The sequence below is a fragment of the Mesorhizobium sp. WSM4810 genome (genome assembly GCF_055811235.1).
The window spans coordinates 60,318-76,446 of record NZ_JBVVQV010000011.1 but is presented as its reverse complement, the minus strand read 5'-3'; the positions used below and the strand labels follow the sequence as shown (position 1 = coordinate 76,446).

The window sequence follows — 16,129 nt, the reverse complement described above, 5'->3', positions numbered from 1 at the left end:
TGGCAAACGGTCTCAATCTGTCAAACCAATTGCTGAAGCTTCAGCTCTTCGGCTTCAGCCCGTCGATGAACAATTGTTCGAGAAACCTTGCAGCATCCTCGAAGCGGCCGTCGCCGCCGCGGTCGGGGCCGAGCACGGCGCGGACCTGAACGTCGAAATCGGCATAGTGCTGCGTCGTCGCCCAGATCGAGAAGATCAGGTGCCAGGGGTCGGTGGGCGCGATCTTGCCGGCGCGCATCCAGCCCTTGATGACGGCGGCCTTCTCGTCGACCAGCGTCTTCAGCTCGCCTTCCAGCATCGGCATGATGCGCGGCGCGCCCTGCAGGATCTCGTTGGCGAACAGGCGGCTTTCCCTGGGGAAATCGCGCGCCATTTCGAGCTTGCGCCTGATATAGCTTCGCAATTCGGTCAAGGGATCGCCGATGTCGTCGAGTTCGCGCAGCGGCGCCAGCCAGGTGTCGAGAAGCCGCTGCATCAGCGTCTCGTGGATGTCCTCCTTGCGGCGGAAATAGTAGAGCAGGTTCGGCTTCGACATGCCGGCGGCTTCGGCGATCTGGTCGATGGTCGAGCCGCGAAAGCCGCTGGTCGAGAACACCTCGAGCGCCGCCTCCAGGATCAGCTCGCGCTTTTCCTGCTGGATGCGGGTACGGCGAGGGGCCGGAATTTCCATGTCGGCCGTCACCGCGGCATACCATGGCTTGGAGAGCCATCTGGACCAATTCTCTGGACCAGTTTTTCTCCGGCCTGTGGAGCGCGCCTCAGCTGCCGCATTTCCGCTAGTAATCCCTTGACCGCCGACAGGGCGGTGCTAACGTTTGTCCAATCGGTCAAAATTTGCGTAGCACGAAAACGCAGCAGAGACCAAGTGTCGGGAAGACCAAGCGTTAGCCGCACCGAAACAGGTTACAAGGGGAAGTCTTGGTCATGTCCAACCGGCTGAAAGTCACGCCGAACGATCTCAGCGCATTCTGGATGCCGTTCACGGCAAACCGGCAGTTCAAGCAGGCGCCGCGCATGATGGTGTCCGCCAAGGACATGCATTACACGACGAGCGACGGCCGCACGGTTTTAGACGGCACCGCCGGCCTGTGGTGCGTCAATGCCGGCCACTGCCGGCCGAAGATCACCGAGGCGATCCAGAGCCAGGCCGCAGAGCTCGACTATGCGCCGGCGTTCCAGATGGGTCACCCGATCGTCTTCGAACTGGCGAACCGTTTGGTCGACCTGGCGCCGGAGGGCATGGACCACGTGTTCTTCACCAATTCCGGATCGGAATCGGTCGAGACCGCGCTGAAGATGGCGATCGCCTATCACCGCGCCAGAGGCGAGGGCTCGCGCACCCGCCTGATCGGCCGCGAGCGCGGCTATCACGGCGTCAATTTCGGCGGCATCTCGGTCGGCGGCATCGTCACCAACCGCAAGATGTTCGGCACGCTGCTCGGCGGCGTCGACCACATGCCGCACACCCACCTGCCGGAGAAGAATTCGTTCACCAAGGGCGTGCCCGAGCATGGCGCGGAACTGGCCAACGAGTTGGAGCGCATCGTCACGCTGCACGACGCCTCGACCATCGCGGCCGTCATCGTCGAGCCGGTGGCGGGTTCCACCGGCGTCATCCTGCCGCCGAAGGGCTATCTCGAGAGGCTGCGCGAGATTTGCACCAAGCACGGAATCCTTTTGATCTTCGACGAGGTCATCACCGGCTTCGGCCGTCTCGGCACGCCGTTTGCCGCCGACTATTTCGGCGTCACGCCCGACATCATGACCACCGCCAAGGGCGTCTCCAACGGCGTCATCCCGATGGGCGCGGTGTTCGTCAAGAAGGAAATCCACGACGCCTTCATGACCGGCCCCGAGCATATGATCGAGTTCTTCCACGGCTACACCTATTCGGGCAATCCGATCGCCTGTGCGGCGGCGCTGGGCACGCTCGATACCTATAAGGAAGAGGGCCTGCTCACCCGCGGCCAGGAACTGGCGCCGTATTGGGAAGACGCGCTGCATTCGCTGAAGGGCGAGCCGAACGTCATCGACATCAGAAACATCGGCCTGATCGGTGCGATCGAGCTGGCGCCGATTCCCGGCAGTCCGACCAAGCGTGCCTTCTCGGCTTTTGTGAAAGCGTTCGAGCGCGGCGCGCTGATCCGCACCACCGGCGACATCATCGCGCTGTCGCCGCCGCTGATCATCACCAAGGGCCAGATCAACGAATTGATCGACCATGTGCGTGGAGTGCTGAGGGCGGTGGATTGAAGGGCGCGCGGCAGCGTTCCCTGGGGGACGCTGCGCAATCGATGAGGTTTTAGAAATGGCCGCTCCGGGCGAGAATCTGCGAATCAATTCAGACCGTTTGTGGGATTCGATAATGGAAATGGCGAAGATCGGCCCCGGCGTTGCCGGCGGCAACAATCGCCAGACGTTGACCGACGCGGACGGCGAGGGGCGGCAGCTGTTCAAGCGCTGGTGCGAGGCGGCTGGACTTGAAATGGGCCTCGACGAGATGGGCACGATGTTTGCCCGCCGCGAGGGCACCGAGCCCGATCTGCCGCCGGTCTATGTCGGCAGCCATCTCGACACCCAGCCGACCGGCGGCAAGTATGACGGCGTGCTCGGCGTTCTTGGCGGCCTTGAGATCGTACGCTCGCTCAACGAGCTCGGCATCAAGACAAAACATCCGATCGTCGTCACCAACTGGACCAACGAGGAAGGCGCGCGCTTTGCGCCGGCGATGATGGCATCCGGCGTGTTCGCCGGCGTCCTCGACCAAGCCGACGTCTACGAACATGTCGACAAGGACGGCAAAAAATTCGGCGAGGAGCTCGAACGCATCGGCTGGAAAGGCAGCGAGAAAGTCGGTGAGCGCAAGATCCACGCCTTCTTCGAGCTGCATATCGAGCAGGGCCCGATCCTCGAGGACGAGGGCATCGACATCGGCGTCGTCACCCATGGCCAGGGATTGAAATGGCTGCAGGTGACGCTGACCGGCAAGGAGGCGCATACCGGCTCGACGCCGATGCCGAAGCGCCGCAATGCTGGGCTCGGCATGGCGCGGGTGATCGAACTGGTGCACGAGATCGCCATGGACTACCAGCCCGACGCCGTCGGCGCGGTCGGCCACATGGAGGTCTATCCGAACTCGCGCAACATCATCGCCGGCCGCACCATGTTCACCATCGACATCCGCTCACCGGAAAAGGAAGTGCTCGACGCCATGGACGGGCGCATCCGCGAAGGCATCGACACGATCTGCGAAGCGCTCGACATCAAATATCAAATCGACCAGGTCGGCCATTTCGATCCGGTGACTTTCGATCCGGGCTGCGTCAAGGCAGTGCGGGATGCGGCCGAGCGCTTGGGTTATACGCATCGCAACATCGTCTCCGGCGCCGGCCACGACGCCTGCTGGATCAACCGCGTCGCGCCGACGGCAATGGTGATGTGCCCCTGCGTCGACGGGCTCAGCCACAACGAGGCCGAGGAAATCACCAAGGAATGGGCGGCGGCCGGCGCCGATGTGCTGTTCCACGCGGTGGTGGAGACAGCTGTCATCGTGGGGTGAGCTAGAAACCAAGATTCCGAACGTCGCTCACCAAGAAGCGCGAAGAGAACAAGGGAACAAAAAAATGTCCAAAGTCATCAAGAACGGCACCATCGTCACCGCCGATCGAAGCTGGAAGGCCGACGTGCTGTTCAAGCACGGCAAGATCATCGCCATCGGGCCGGACCTGCATGGCGATCACGAGTTCGACGCCACCGGCTGCTACGTGATGCCGGGCGGCATCGATCCGCACACCCATCTCGAAATGCCGTTCATGGGCACCTATTCGGCTGACGATTTCGAGAGCGGCACCCGCGCCGCGCTTGCCGGCGGCACCACCATGGTTGTCGATTTCTGTCTGCCGGCGCCGCAGCAGTCGCTGCTCGAGGCCTTGCAGATGTGGGACAACAAGACCTCGAAAGCCTCCTGCGACTATTCCTTCCACATGGCGATCACCTGGTGGGGCAAGCAGGTGTTCGACGAGATGGCCACCGTCGTCGAGAAGGGCATCACCTCGTTCAAGCACTTCATGGCCTACAAGGGCGCGCTGATGGTCGACGACGACGAGATGTATTCGTCGTTCCAGCGCTGCGCCGACCTTGGCGCGCTGCCGCTGGTCCATGCCGAGAATGGCGACGTGGTGGCGGCGCTGTCGCAGAAGCTGCTGGCCGCCGGCAATAACGGCCCCGAAGGGCACGCTTATTCGCGGCCGCCGGAAGTGGAAGGCGAGGCGACCAACCGCGCCATCATGATCGCCGACATGGCCGGCGTGCCGCTCTATGTCGTGCATGTCTCCTGCGAGCAGGCGCACGAAGCCATTCGCCGGGCGCGGCAGAAGGGCATGCGGGTGTTCGGCGAGCCGCTGATCCAGCATCTGACGCTCGACGAGAGCGAATATTTCAACAAGGACTGGGACCATGCGGCGCGCCGCGTGATGAGCCCGCCGTTCCGCAACAAACTGCACCAGGATTCGCTGTGGGCCGGCCTGCAGGCCGGATCGCTGCAAGTGGTGGCGACCGACCATTGCGCCTTCACCACCAGCCAGAAGCGCAACGGTGTCGGCGATTTCACCAAGATCCCGAACGGCACCGGCGGGCTTGAGGACCGCTTGCCGGTGCTGTGGACGACGGGCGTCAACACCGGCCGGCTCACGATGAACGAATTCGTCGCGGTGACCTCGACCAACATCGCCAAAATCCTCAACATGTATCCGAAGAAGGGCGCCATCGTCGAAGGCGCCGACGCCGACATCCTCGTCTGGGACCCGAAGCGCAAGAAGACGATCACCTCCAAGAAGCAGCAGTCGGTGATCGACTACAACGTCTTCGAAGGTTTCGAGGTGACCGGCCTGCCGCGCTTCGTCTTTTCGCGCGGCGAATTGTCGATCCAGGAGAACGAGGTCAAGGCGAAGCCCGGCCATGGCGAGTTCGTCGCTCGCGAGCCGAATGCCGCGGTCAACCGGGCGCTGTCGACCTGGAAGGAAATTTCCGCGCCGCGCAAGGTGGAACGATCAGGCATTCCGGCGACCGGGGTGTGAGCTTGCGCGGGTTTGTCGAAGTCGGCGCCGCCCCTCAGGGGCAGCGCAAACCTGAAGCGATTGCACTGAAGCCGGCCTCAGGCGACCAGCCCATCCAGTTGCGGCAGCAGCACGACGCTTTCCTGTTCGTTGGGATCGGTGCGGGCGATGACCGCCGAGGCCGGGCTGTCGCTCAGATTGGCCGGCAGATGCGGCACGCCGGCGGGAATGTAGAAGAGGTCGCCGGCCTTGGCCACGGTCTGCTGCTCGAGCCGATCGCCATACCAGGTATGGACCTCGCCGGAGAGCACATAGATCGCCGTCTCATGGCTTTCGTGCATATGCGCCTTGGCGCGGGCACCGGGCGGCATGGTGAGCAGGTGCATGCAGATGCCGGTAGAGCCGACCGTCTCGGCGGCGATGCCGGTGAAATAACTCAATCCCTGCTTGCCTTCATAAGAGCCTTCGGGGCGGATAAGATGGCAGGTGGGTTTGGACGACATCGGGCAAACTCTCGATCGAGTGGGACAAGATAAGTGGAAAGCAGCATTTTGGCAAAAGCAACGGGAGTGCGGCCGGCGCGGCGGCGGTGCGAAAAGCCAGGCTGCGGCCTATGACCGGACAGTCGCCAGCCGTCGTTTCGGCAAGCAAGCTCGGCCTGACCTTCCAGACCAGCGACGGTCCGGTGCAGGCGCTGTCGGATGTCGACCTGACCATCGGCAAGGGCGAATTCGTCTCCTTCATCGGGCCGTCCGGTTGCGGCAAGACGACCTTGCTGCGGGTCATCGCCGATCTCGAGAAACCGACATCGGGAAGCATCTCCGTCAATGGCGTGACGCCGGAGCAGGCGCGCGAAAACCGCGCCTATGGCTATGTCTTCCAGGCGGCCGCACTTTATCCGTGGCGCACGATCGAGCGCAATGTGGCGCTGCCGCTGGAGATCATGGGCCTGTCGAAGGCAGAGCAGGCGGCGCGCATCAAGCGCACGCTCGATCTCGTCAACCTGGCCGGCTTCGAGCAGAAATACCCGTGGCAGCTTTCCGGCGGCATGCAGCAGCGTGCCTCGATCGCGCGGGCGCTGGCGTTCGATGCCGATCTTCTGTTGATGGACGAGCCGTTCGGCGCGCTGGACGAGATCGTGCGCGACCACCTCAACGAACAGCTGCTGGAGCTTTGGGATCGGACCAACAAGACCATCTGCTTCGTCACCCATTCCATTCCCGAGGCGGTCTACCTGTCGACGCGGATCATAGTCATGTCGCCGCGCCCGGGCCGCGTCAGCGATGTCATCGAATCGACGCTGCCGAAAAAGCGGCCGCTCGACATTCGCGAGACGCCGGAGTTTTTGGCGATCGCGGCGCGGGTGCGTGACGGGCTCAGGGCAGGGCACAGCTATGAGGATTGAGCGGGATGGGCTCTCTCCTCTCCCCGACGGTGCCAGCGGGCCCACCCATGCCTTCGTCATCCTAGGGCGGAGCCGCCGCGAAGCGGCGTTCATCGAGAGCGCGGCCAACCATGCCTTCGTCATCCTAGGGCGGAGCAAGGAGCGAAGCGACGCGGCGCAGGGCAGGGCACAGCTATGAGGATTGGGCGGGATGGGCTCCCTCCTCTCCCCGACGGGGAGAGGGTGGCCGGAGCGAAGCGGAGGTCGGGTGAGGGGGCGGCGCCGACAGATCCGACCAAAAGAAATGCCGGGGCAACCGCTCGCGCTCGAAAGCTGCGGGTCGACGAAACCGAGGCTGAGTACCGACTTCGGGGGGATCTGAGAGGACGTCATCTCAACGGCTACAAATTTGTGAGGCAAGTGCCGCTTGGACCTTTCATCGCGGATTTCGTTTGTCGCGAGAAGGGTCTGATTGTCGAACTCGATGGCAGCCAGCATGCGGATTCACCAACCGACCCCGCCAGGACGGCCTGGCTGAATGGGCATGGTTATTCCGTTCTCCGGTTCTGGAACCATGAAGTTTTGGCCGAGCGCCGAGCGGTCCTTGATACGATCCTGGCTTGCCTCGACGGAAAGATTTCTACCCCCTCACCCGGCCTCCGCTTCGCTCCGGCCACCCTCTCCCCGTTGGGGAGAGGAGGGGAGCTTCGCTGATGGACTCCTTTCGCGACAAGATCGTTCCGGTGACCTCGATCCTCGCAGGCGTGGTGGTCGTCTGGTATGTTTTCGCCGTCATCCTCAACGCGCCGTTCCAGCGCGATCTCGACCGCCGTGCCGGCGAGACGCCGGGGATCGTGGAGTTCATCGGCAAGACGATGGCGCAGCCGAAGCCGACACTGCCGGCGCCGCATCAGGTGGCGGTGAATTTCTTCGAGAACACGTTTCTGCGCAAGGTCACCAGCAATCGCAGCCTTGTCTACAATGCCTGGGTGACGCTGTCCTCGACGCTGCTCGGCTTCGCTTTCGGCACGGCGCTCGGCATCCTGATTGCCGTCGGCATCGTCCATGTGGCGACGCTCGACCGCAGCCTGATGCCGTGGATCATCGCCTCGCAGACCATTCCGATCCTGGCGGTGGCGCCGATGATCATCGTCGTGCTGGCGGCGATCGGCGTTACCGGCCTGATCCCGAAGGCGCTGATCTCGACCTATCTGTCGTTCTTCCCGGTGGCGGTCGGCATGGTCAAGGGGCTGCGTTCGCCCGAACTCACCCATCTCGACCTGATGCACACCTACAATGCCAGCCCCTCGCAGACCTTCTGGAAGTTGCGGGTGCCGGCATCGGTGCCGTTCCTGTTCACCTCGATGAAGGTGGCGGTGGCCGCCAGCCTGGTCGGCGCCATCGTCGGTGAACTGCCGACCGGTGCCGTCGCCGGCATCGGCGCCAAGCTGCTCGCCGGCGCCTATTACAGCCAGACCATCGATATCTGGTCGGCGCTGGTGGCGGGCTCGGTGGTGGCGGCCCTTTTGGTGATGGTGGTCGGCATAGCCGGGCGCCTCGTCAACCGCGCCATGGGCGGGAGGCCGGCATGAGCGATCTCCTGAGCCTTTCGTCGATCACCCCCCGCTCGTGGCAAGGGTATGCCTCGCTTGTCCTTCTTGCCGGCGCGCTGCTTCTTTGGCCGCTTGTCGATGCGGCGCCCGGCTACGGTGTCGGTACTGCGGCTTTGATTTTCTTGTTGCTGCTCCTGGCAATTGGGGCCGATAATTTCCCGCCGGCAATTGGGGTGGTGTTGCTCTTCCTTGGCGCGCATGGCGCAGCGTGGCTGCTGCTCGCCGGCATAACCGGCAATGAGGGCACCGCCCGCGCGTCGTTCTATCTGCTGCTTGCCGCGGCATGGCTCCTGGCCTGGCGCTGCGTGACGGTGCTGTCCGCGCTTCGCCCGGCCTCGCGCTGGGCGGCGACCGCTTTGAGGCTGATCATTCCGGCGATCTTCGGCGCCTGGATCCTGATCATCTGGGAGGCGGTGACGCGCGGCGCCGGCATTCCCTTCATCCTGCTGCCGCCGCCAAGCGCCATCGGCGTGCGCATCGCCAATTCGCTGCCGGTGCTGGCGGCCGACGTGCGGCAGACCATCTTCAAGGCGGTGATCTTCGGCTACATCGTTGGCAGCGGTGCCGGCTTCCTTGCCGCCATCGCGGCCGACCGCGTGCCGTTCCTGCGCCGCGGGCTTTTGCCGATCGGCAATATGGTGTCGGCGCTGCCGATCATCGGCGTAGCGCCGATCATGGTCATGTGGTTCGGCTTCGACTGGCAGTCGAAGGCCGCCGTCGTCATCATCATGACCTTCTTCCCGATGCTGGTGAACACGGTCGCCGGGCTTGCTGCCTCCGGCCATATGGAACGCGACCTGATGCGCACCTATGCGTCGAGCTACTGGCAGACGCTGTTCAAGCTGCGGTTGCCGGCGGCAGCGCCCTTCATCTTCAACGCGCTGAAGATCAATTCGACGCTGGCGCTGATCGGCGCCATCGTCGCGGAGTTCTTCGGCACGCCGGTGGTCGGCATGGGATTCCGGATTTCGACCGAAGTCGGACGGATGAATATCGACATGGTCTGGGCCGAAATCGCAGTTGCAGCACTTGCGGGTTCGGTCTTTTATGGCGTGGTCGCTCTTTTCGAGAGAGCAGTCACGTTTTGGCATCCCTCCGTCCGTGGTGGATAGGGCGGTGGCGGGTTTGGAATCAGGGTTGGATTGAAGGTCCTGGTCCTAAAAGGGTGAACACTTAACTCCAGAGGGTAAAAGCATGAAAAGACTTGTTGTTTCGATGCTGGCCGGCGCGATGTCGCTTGCCGCGTTCCAGGCGATGGCCGCAGACAAGGTGACGCTGCAGCTGAAATGGGTCACACAGGCCCAGTTCGCCGGCTACTACGTCGCCAAGGACAAGGGTTTTTATGAGGCCGAGGGCCTCGACGTCGAGATCAAGCCGGGCGGTCCCGATATCGCGCCCGAGCAGGTGATCGCCGGTGGCGGCGCCGACGTCATCGTCGACTGGATGGGCGGCGCGTTGGCCGCACGCGAAAAGGGCGTGCCGCTGGTCAATATCGCCCAGCCGTTCAAGAAGGCCGGCATGCAGCTGGTCTGCCCGAAGGATGGCCCGGTCAAGACCGAGGCCGACTTCAAGGGCCATACGCTCGGCGTCTGGTTCTTCGGCAACGAGTATCCGTTCTACGCCTGGATGAACAAGCTCGGCCTGAAGACCGACGGCGGCCCGGATGGCGTCACCGTGCTGAAGCAGAGTTTCGACGTGCAGCCGCTGATCCAGAAGCAGGCGGATTGCATTTCGGTCATGACCTACAACGAATACTGGCAGCTCATCGATGCCGGCTACAAGCCGGAAGAGCTGATCGTGTTCAACTACTCGGCCATGGGCAACGACCTGCTTGAGGACGGGCTCTATGCCCTGGAGGACAAGCTCAAGGATCCGGCCTTCGAGGACAAGATGGTGCGTTTCGTGCGCGCCTCGATGAAGGGCTGGAAATACGCCGTCGACAATTCCGACGAGGCGGCCGGCATCGTCATGGACAATGGCGGCCAGGACGAGAACCACCAGAAGCGCATGATGGGCGAAGTCGCCAAGCTGATCGACAATGCCGACGGCAAGCTCGACCCGGCGACCTACGCGCGCACCGCCAAGGCGTTGCTCGACCAGAAGATCATCACCAAGGAGCCGACCGGCGCCTACACGACCGCTATCACCGACAAGGCCATCAAGTAAGGGCCATCAACCGGGGCCTCTGCGGCCCGCAATTCGAAAAAAAGGGGACGGGCGACCGCCCCTTTTTTTGGCATGTAAAATAGCCGTTACCGGTGGAAACATCCGCTCGCCACAACCGTTGTTCCAGTGCATCCTGCTTCAGCGGATGTCATCGCCACAACGGAGAATTCCATGCGCATGCAATCCTTCTCGCCGATGCTTTCGGCGCTGGCCGTTTCGGCTGCCTTCCTGTGCGGTTCACCGGCCTTGGCCGACATGATGAAGATGAAGGCGACGCTCGATGGCGCTCAGCAGAATCCACCTGTCACCACGGAGGGCAAAGGCGAGGCCACTCTCGGCTTCAACACCGACACGAAACAGCTAACCTGGAACGTGATGTATTCAGGTCTCAGTGGACCGGCGACGGCCGGACATATTCACGGTCCGGCAGCAAAGGGTGAAAATGCCGACGTCGTCGTCCCGTTCAAGGGCGCTGCGAAAAGCCCGTTCAAGGGGGCCGCGATCCTGACCGACGCGCAGGCTGCCGACCTGATGGCCGGCAAATACTACATAAACATCCATACGGCGGCCCACAAGGACGGTGAGATTCGCGGGCAGATCGAGAAGGCGGCGACGATGTAGCGCAGCGGCGCCCCGGCGGAGTGCTGCATTAGCCTGTCGAAGTTTGCGGGAAAGCGCTGCGAAGGAACTCGGCCTATGCCTCTGCGCTCACGACCTGTCCCGTATCTGGGTCATCGTCCGGGTCGGCGTGATCGCCTCGGGGTCGAGCCTGATCTCGACGATCGACGGCTTGCCGCTGGCGCGGGCGCGTTCGAAGGCCGGCGCGAAGTCGGCCGTCTTCTCGACGATTTCGCCATGGCCGCCATAGGCGCGGGCGAGCGCCGCGAAGTCGGGATTCTTCAGGTCGGTGGCGACGACGCGGCCGGGATATTCGCGCTCCTGGTGCATGCGGATGGTCCCGTAGATGCCATTGTTGACGACGACGACGATGATCGGCAGATCGTACTGCACGGCGGTGGCGAATTCCTGGCCGTTCATCAGGAAGCAGCCGTCGCCGGCAAAGGCGATCACATCGCGCTCGGGGAACAGTTCCTTGGCGGCGACCGCTGCCGGCGTGCCGTAGCCCATCGAGCCGGAGGTCGGTGCTGCCTGCGTGGCAAAGCGGCGGGAACGGTGGAAGCGGTGCACCCAGGTGGCGTAGTTGCCGGCGCCGTTGGTGAGGATGGCGTCGTCGGGCAGCATTTTTTCGAGATAGTTCATGATCGGCCCCATCTGGACGGCGCCGGGGCCGCTTTCGGGCGGTGTCGACCAGTCGAGATAGGCGGCGTGCAGCTTCGGTGTTTCATCCGCCCAGACTGGTGTGGCGGCCGGCTTGCGCCCAGCAAAGGCTTCGACGAAGGCGGACGGCGAGGCGTTGATCGCCAGCGTCGGCCGGTAGACACGGCCGAGCTCGCCGGCGTCGGCATGGACATGGACCAGCAACTGGTCGGGATAGGGGCTCTTGAGCAGCGTGTAGTCGGAGGACGGCATCTCGCCCATGCGGCCGCCGATCAGCAGCACGATGTCGGCCTGGTTGATGGCGGTCGCCAGCTTCGGGTTGATGCCGATGCCGACATCGCCGGCATAGTTCGGGTGGAGATGATCGAACAGCATCTGGCGGCGGAAGGAACAGCCGACCGGCAGGGACCAGGCTTCGGCGATCGTCCGCATCCGCGCGACGGCCTCCGCATCCCAGCGCGTGCCGCCGAGGATGACGAAGGGGCGCTTTGCCTTGTTGAGAAGCTTTTCCAGAGCATCGAGCTCGGCCTCGCCCGGCCGCGTTTCGACAGGCGTGTGGGGCAGGGCGGCCGGCGCTTCGGCCAGGCTGGTCAGCATGTCTTCCGGCAGCGAGATGACGACCGGGCCGGGACGGCCGGATGTCGCCACCGCGAAGGCGCGGGTGACGAATTCGGGAATGCGCGCGGCGTCGTCGATCTCGACGACCCATTTGGCGATGTCGCCGAAGAACCTGACGTAGTCGACCTCTTGAAAAGCCTCGCGCTGCTTGGCGTGGCTGGCGACCTGGCCGATGAACAGGATGACGGGCACCGAATCCTGCATGGCGATGTGGATGCCGGCCGAGGCGTTGGTGGCGCCGGGGCCGCGGGTGACGAAGCAGATGCCTGGCTTGCCGGTCAGGCGGCCATGGCAGTCGGCCATCATCGCAGCACCGCCCTCCTGGCGGCAGACGATGGTGCGGATCGGCGAGTCGTGCAGCGCGTCGAGCACCGCAAGGTAGGATTCGCCGGGCACGCAATAGATACGGTCCGTTCCGTTGGCTTCGAGCGCATCGACAATCAGTTGTCCGCCGGTCTTCATTTTCCTGACCTCTCCAGTTCGGCAAGGATTTCTTCGGTGTGTTCACCGAGACGCGGCGAGGGCCGTTCATAGAACAGCGGCGTGCCCGACATGACCATCGGCGCGCGCACCGAGGGCAACAGATTGCCATGGCCGTCGTCGAGGTCGAGCCGCATGCCGCGCGCGATGGTCTGCGGGTCGGCGAACATCTCGCCGATCGTGTTGATCGGGCTGGCAGGCACGCCTGCCGCCTCCAGCCTGGCCAGCAGCGGATCGCGATCGAAGGTTTTCAGCGCCTCGATTATATGCCCGCGCAGCTTGGCCCGGCTGGCGACGCGGGCGGGATTGGTGGCGAAATCGGGGTTCGATGGCAGCTCGTCCAACCCGACGGCCGCGCAGAACTTGGCGAACTGGCCGTCATTGCCGATGGCAAGGATGATGTGGCCGTCCTTGACCGGCACCACTTCGTAGGGCGCGATGTTCATATGCGCGTTGCCCATCTGCACCGGCGATTTTCCCGAAACCAGATAGTTGAGGTTCTGGTTGCCGAGCGCCGAGATCTGGCTGTCGTAGAGCGCCATGTCGATATGCTGGCCCTCGCCGGTCTTCTCGGCATGGCGAAGTGCGGCCTGGATGGCGATCACCGAATAGAGGCCGGTGAAAATGTCCGAAATGGCGACACCGGCCTTTTGCGGCTCGCGGCCAGCCTCGCCGGTGATCGACATCATGCCGGCCATGCCCTGGATGATGAAGTCATAGCCGGCGCGTGGCGCATAGGGCCCGTCCTGGCCGAAGCCGGTGATCGAGCAATAGATCAACCGCGGGTTGATTTTGCGCAAGCTGTCATGGTCGAGGCCGTATTTCTTCAGCCCGCCGAGCTTGAAGTTTTCGATCAGCACGTCCGATGTCGCAGCCAGCCGGCGCACTGTCTCGGCGCCTTCGGGCGTCGAGAAATCGATGGCTATGGAGCGCTTGCCGCGATTGCAGGAATGGTAGTAGGCGGCCGAGAGGTTTTCGCCGTCATGGCTCATGACGAAGGGCGGACCCCATTTGCGGGTATCGTCGCCGCCATCAGGGCTCTCGACCTTGATCACGTCGGCGCCGAGATCGGCAAGCAGCTGCCCGGCCCACGGCCCGGCCAGGATGCGGGCGAGTTCGACTACGCGGATGCCTTTCAGCGGAGGCTCGGTCATGGATCACCGTGATTGATCGGAAACGCAGGCTCTGGTTTTCTTTTTATGCATGTCGTTATCCAAAACCGCTGCGCACTTTTGGGCAACATGCACTATCAATCCCGCGTGCCGAAGTCACGGCTCTTGCAATGGGCCAACCGGACCTCTCGATCAGGCTTGTTTCAGCACGCTGTCGGCCCATGCGGCGAAATCGTCCATGATGATATTTCGATTCACCTCGTTCAGGCTTTCGTGGCGGGTCTCGGCGTAAACCTTTGAAACGAGATTCGAAAAGCCCATCCTGTGCAGGCGCCCAGCGAGATGGCTGACCGCCTTGCCACGATCGGTAGCAGGATCCTTTTCGCCGCCGACCAGGCAGATCGGCAGGGTCTTGCGGATGCCGGAAAAATTAGCGTCGTCGGCGCCGTCGAAGACAAAGCCGAACAGGTCGCGCCACATCGACACCGACGCATCCCAGCCGCACAGCGGATCGGCGATGTATTTGTCGACTTCCGCCGCGTCGCGCGACAGCCAGTCGAACGGAGTGCGGTGACCGGGGACGGCCTTGCCCCAGGCCTGGAAGGTCAGTCTCGGCAGCATGCGCGACGGCATGTCGGAGCCGAGCCGGAATTTTTCCCAGGCCAGGATGACTTGCGCTGCACGGCTGGCGAGCCCGGCGGAAAAATTGGCGTTCCAGATGGCGGCGGCGTGCAGCCGGTTGGAATGGTGAAGCATGAAATTCACCGCGACGAGGCCGCCCATGGAATGGCCGAAGACGATGACCGGCAGGCCGGGATGGTCGCCGGCGATCAGATCATGCACGGCGGCGACATCGGCGATGACCTTGGCGCCGCCATCCACATTAGCGAATCTGCCGAGCGGAGCGTCTGGCGCCTTGGTTGCGCCATGGCCGCGATGGTCATGGGCATAGACGTGGAAGCCGCACTCGCCCAGAAAGGTAGCGAAGCGGACATAGCGCGCGGCATGTTCGGCCAGTCCGTGATTGATCTGGACGACCGCACGCGGGCGGCCCTCGGCGCGTTTCACGTAAAGGTTGAGCTCGGCGCCGGTCGGCGATCGCAGCACGCGCTGCTGGCTGAATGACATTGTCGCTTCGTCTCCAACGCGTCTTTAGCGCCTGCGAACGTTTGTGTGCGCCGACGCCGGTTTTGCGTCAATCCGTTCGCGGTGTTTTGCAGCGCTGTTCTTGCGTCGCAACGCGGGTATCGCAATTCTGACATGGAGAATTTGCTACCCAGAGAGGGCGGCAGTCTGTTGCCCAGCATTATTCAACCGGAGAGTACCTATGCGTACGCTGACAGGTCTTGTTTTCGGATTGGCGCTTGTCGCCGCGCCGCTGACGGGTGCTGCGCGGGCCGAGGTCAAGATGAGCGGCTCTTTCGTCGCCGACGCCACCTGTCCAGCCACCCAGGCCATCAGGAGCGGCAGGAACCCCGGCAATATCGCGACCGATGCGGGACAGAGCTACGAGCTTCTGGCTGGCAACAAGGATGCTCCCAGCCACTATCTGATCCGCGTCCCCGGTGCCGATCCGGAGCGTCGGTGGGTGAAGGTCGATTGCGGCCATGTTTCGGGTGGCAGCGCGTCTACGGAACCGGCAGCACCTGTGCCGGCCGATCGGAAGAAGCCTGCTGCGCCGGCGTCGCGAAAGCCCGAATATGTCCTCGCGCTGAGCTGGCAGCCGGCGTTTTGCGAGACCAAGCCCGGCAAGACCGAATGCAAGGCGCAGACCGCGGCCGGTTTTGACGCGACGCATTTCACCTTGCATGGGCTGTGGCCGCAGCCGAACGGAAATTTCTATTGCCAGGTGGCAGCGGCCGACAAGGCGAACGACAATCCGGCGCGCTGGCAGGACCTGCCGCCGGTCGAGCTCGAGCCGAACACGCGGTCGGAGCTCGATCGGGTGATGCCAGGCACCGCATCCGCTCTCGACAGGCATGAATGGATCAAGCATGGCACCTGTTACGGCAAGAGCCAGCAGGCGTATTTTTCCGATGCGCTGAACTTGACGCGCGCGGCGAATGCTTCACCGGTGCGTGATCTTTTCACGCAAAACATTGGCCGGGATCTGACCTCTGGCCAGATCCGCGCCGCCTTCGACAGTGCCTTTGGTCCCGGCGCCGGCGATCGGGTTCGCGTCTCCTGTGTGAACGATCCTTCGAGCGGCAGGCGGCTGATCGGCGAACTGACGCTCGGCCTGACCGGCCCAATCGGTCCGAACTCTTCGCTCAGTGAGCTGCTGCTGGCCTCAGTGCCGACGAACAATGCCGGCTGTCCGAAAGGCATCATCGATCCGATCGAGTTCCAGTGACACTGGATGCCTATGCGCCGATGCCGATCGCGCCCGTCTCGGCCGGAAGACAAACCCGAAATGCCAAAACA

At 63.4% G+C, this 16,129-nt stretch carries 15 protein-coding genes; 10 read left to right on the top strand and 5 right to left on the bottom strand.

Annotated features, from left to right (window positions below; all coding sequences use genetic code 11):
* Window positions 1-40 precede the first annotated feature (40 nt).
* Window positions 41-670: a TetR family transcriptional regulator C-terminal domain-containing protein gene (locus tag AC0L3O_RS17605; RefSeq protein WP_128174246.1), complete on the bottom strand. Its 630-nt coding sequence runs from the start codon at window positions 668-670 to the stop codon at window positions 41-43.
* 254 nt (window positions 671-924) lie between these two features.
* Here AC0L3O_RS17605 and aptA point away from each other — a divergent pair, with 254 nt between their 5' ends.
* The 3 genes from aptA to hydA all read left to right on the top strand — a co-directional run bounded on the left by aptA (window position 925) and on the right by hydA (window position 5,075).
* Window positions 925-2,253, top strand: coding sequence for an omega-aminotransferase AptA (gene aptA, locus AC0L3O_RS17600; RefSeq protein ID WP_473536066.1), 1,329 nt, complete (start codon window positions 925-927; stop codon window positions 2,251-2,253).
* 55 nt (window positions 2,254-2,308) lie between these two features.
* Window positions 2,309-3,559: a Zn-dependent hydrolase gene (locus AC0L3O_RS17595; RefSeq protein ID WP_473536067.1), complete on the top strand. Its 1,251-nt coding sequence runs from the start codon at window positions 2,309-2,311 to the stop codon at window positions 3,557-3,559.
* Window positions 3,560-3,623: 64 nt separating this feature from the next.
* Complete coding sequence (hydA, locus tag AC0L3O_RS17590) at window positions 3,624-5,075, top strand: dihydropyrimidinase (RefSeq protein WP_473536068.1); 1,452 nt, start codon at window positions 3,624-3,626, stop codon at window positions 5,073-5,075.
* 77 nt (window positions 5,076-5,152) lie between these two features.
* On the opposite strand, the gene AC0L3O_RS17585 is transcribed toward hydA, so the two are convergent.
* Window positions 5,153-5,557 carry a cupin domain-containing protein gene (locus AC0L3O_RS17585; RefSeq protein WP_027153830.1) on the bottom strand — a complete coding sequence of 135 codons (405 nt, stop codon included), beginning with the start codon at window positions 5,555-5,557 and terminating at the stop codon, window positions 5,153-5,155.
* A 110-nt stretch (window positions 5,558-5,667) separates the two neighbouring features.
* On the opposite strand from AC0L3O_RS17585, the gene AC0L3O_RS17580 reads away from it, so the two are divergent.
* The 6 genes from AC0L3O_RS17580 to AC0L3O_RS17555 all read left to right on the top strand — a co-directional run bounded on the left by AC0L3O_RS17580 (window position 5,668) and on the right by AC0L3O_RS17555 (window position 10,838).
* On the top strand, window positions 5,668-6,459 hold the full coding sequence (locus AC0L3O_RS17580) for an ABC transporter ATP-binding protein (RefSeq protein ID WP_287237206.1): 792 nt from the start codon (window positions 5,668-5,670) through the stop codon (window positions 6,457-6,459).
* Window positions 6,460-6,633: 174 nt separating this feature from the next.
* Window positions 6,634-7,152 carry an endonuclease domain-containing protein gene (locus AC0L3O_RS17575; RefSeq protein WP_473616172.1) on the top strand — a complete coding sequence of 173 codons (519 nt, stop codon included), beginning with the start codon at window positions 6,634-6,636 and terminating at the stop codon, window positions 7,150-7,152.
* Window positions 7,152-8,030, top strand: a complete 879-nt coding sequence (locus AC0L3O_RS17570; RefSeq protein WP_473616171.1) for an ABC transporter permease — start codon at window positions 7,152-7,154, stop codon at window positions 8,028-8,030. Before AC0L3O_RS17575 ends, AC0L3O_RS17570 begins: the two co-directional genes overlap by 1 nt.
* Complete coding sequence (locus AC0L3O_RS17565; protein WP_473531223.1) at window positions 8,027-9,163, top strand: ABC transporter permease; 1,137 nt, start codon at window positions 8,027-8,029, stop codon at window positions 9,161-9,163. The genes AC0L3O_RS17570 and AC0L3O_RS17565 overlap by 4 nt, the downstream gene beginning before the upstream one ends.
* An 82-nt stretch (window positions 9,164-9,245) precedes the next feature.
* Window positions 9,246-10,217 (top strand): ABC transporter substrate-binding protein, encoded by a 972-nt coding sequence (locus tag AC0L3O_RS17560; RefSeq protein ID WP_023798699.1) that lies wholly within the window; start codon window positions 9,246-9,248, stop codon window positions 10,215-10,217.
* 171 nt (window positions 10,218-10,388) lie between these two features.
* A complete protein-coding gene (locus AC0L3O_RS17555; protein ID WP_287249500.1) occupies window positions 10,389-10,838 on the top strand; it encodes a CHRD domain-containing protein in 450 nt (149 codons plus the stop codon).
* A gap of 87 nt (window positions 10,839-10,925) precedes the next feature.
* Here the strand turns inward: AC0L3O_RS17555 and AC0L3O_RS17550 are convergent, their stop codons facing one another.
* The 3 genes from AC0L3O_RS17550 to AC0L3O_RS17540 form a co-directional block, all read right to left on the bottom strand.
* Window positions 10,926-12,575, bottom strand: coding sequence for a thiamine pyrophosphate-binding protein (locus AC0L3O_RS17550; protein ID WP_473536069.1), 1,650 nt, complete (start codon window positions 12,573-12,575; stop codon window positions 10,926-10,928).
* A complete protein-coding gene (locus AC0L3O_RS17545) occupies window positions 12,572-13,747 on the bottom strand; it encodes a CaiB/BaiF CoA transferase family protein (protein ID WP_473536070.1) in 1,176 nt (391 codons plus the stop codon). Before AC0L3O_RS17545 ends, AC0L3O_RS17550 begins: the two co-directional genes overlap by 4 nt.
* Before the next feature lie 150 nt (window positions 13,748-13,897).
* Window positions 13,898-14,833, bottom strand: coding sequence for an alpha/beta fold hydrolase (locus AC0L3O_RS17540; RefSeq protein ID WP_128246390.1), 936 nt, complete (start codon window positions 14,831-14,833; stop codon window positions 13,898-13,900).
* Between the two features lie 199 nt (window positions 14,834-15,032).
* Here AC0L3O_RS17540 and AC0L3O_RS17535 point away from each other — a divergent pair, with 199 nt between their 5' ends.
* Window positions 15,033-16,058: a ribonuclease T2 family protein gene (locus AC0L3O_RS17535; RefSeq protein WP_473536071.1), complete on the top strand. Its 1,026-nt coding sequence runs from the start codon at window positions 15,033-15,035 to the stop codon at window positions 16,056-16,058.
* The last annotated feature ends 71 nt before the right edge of the window (window positions 16,059-16,129 follow it).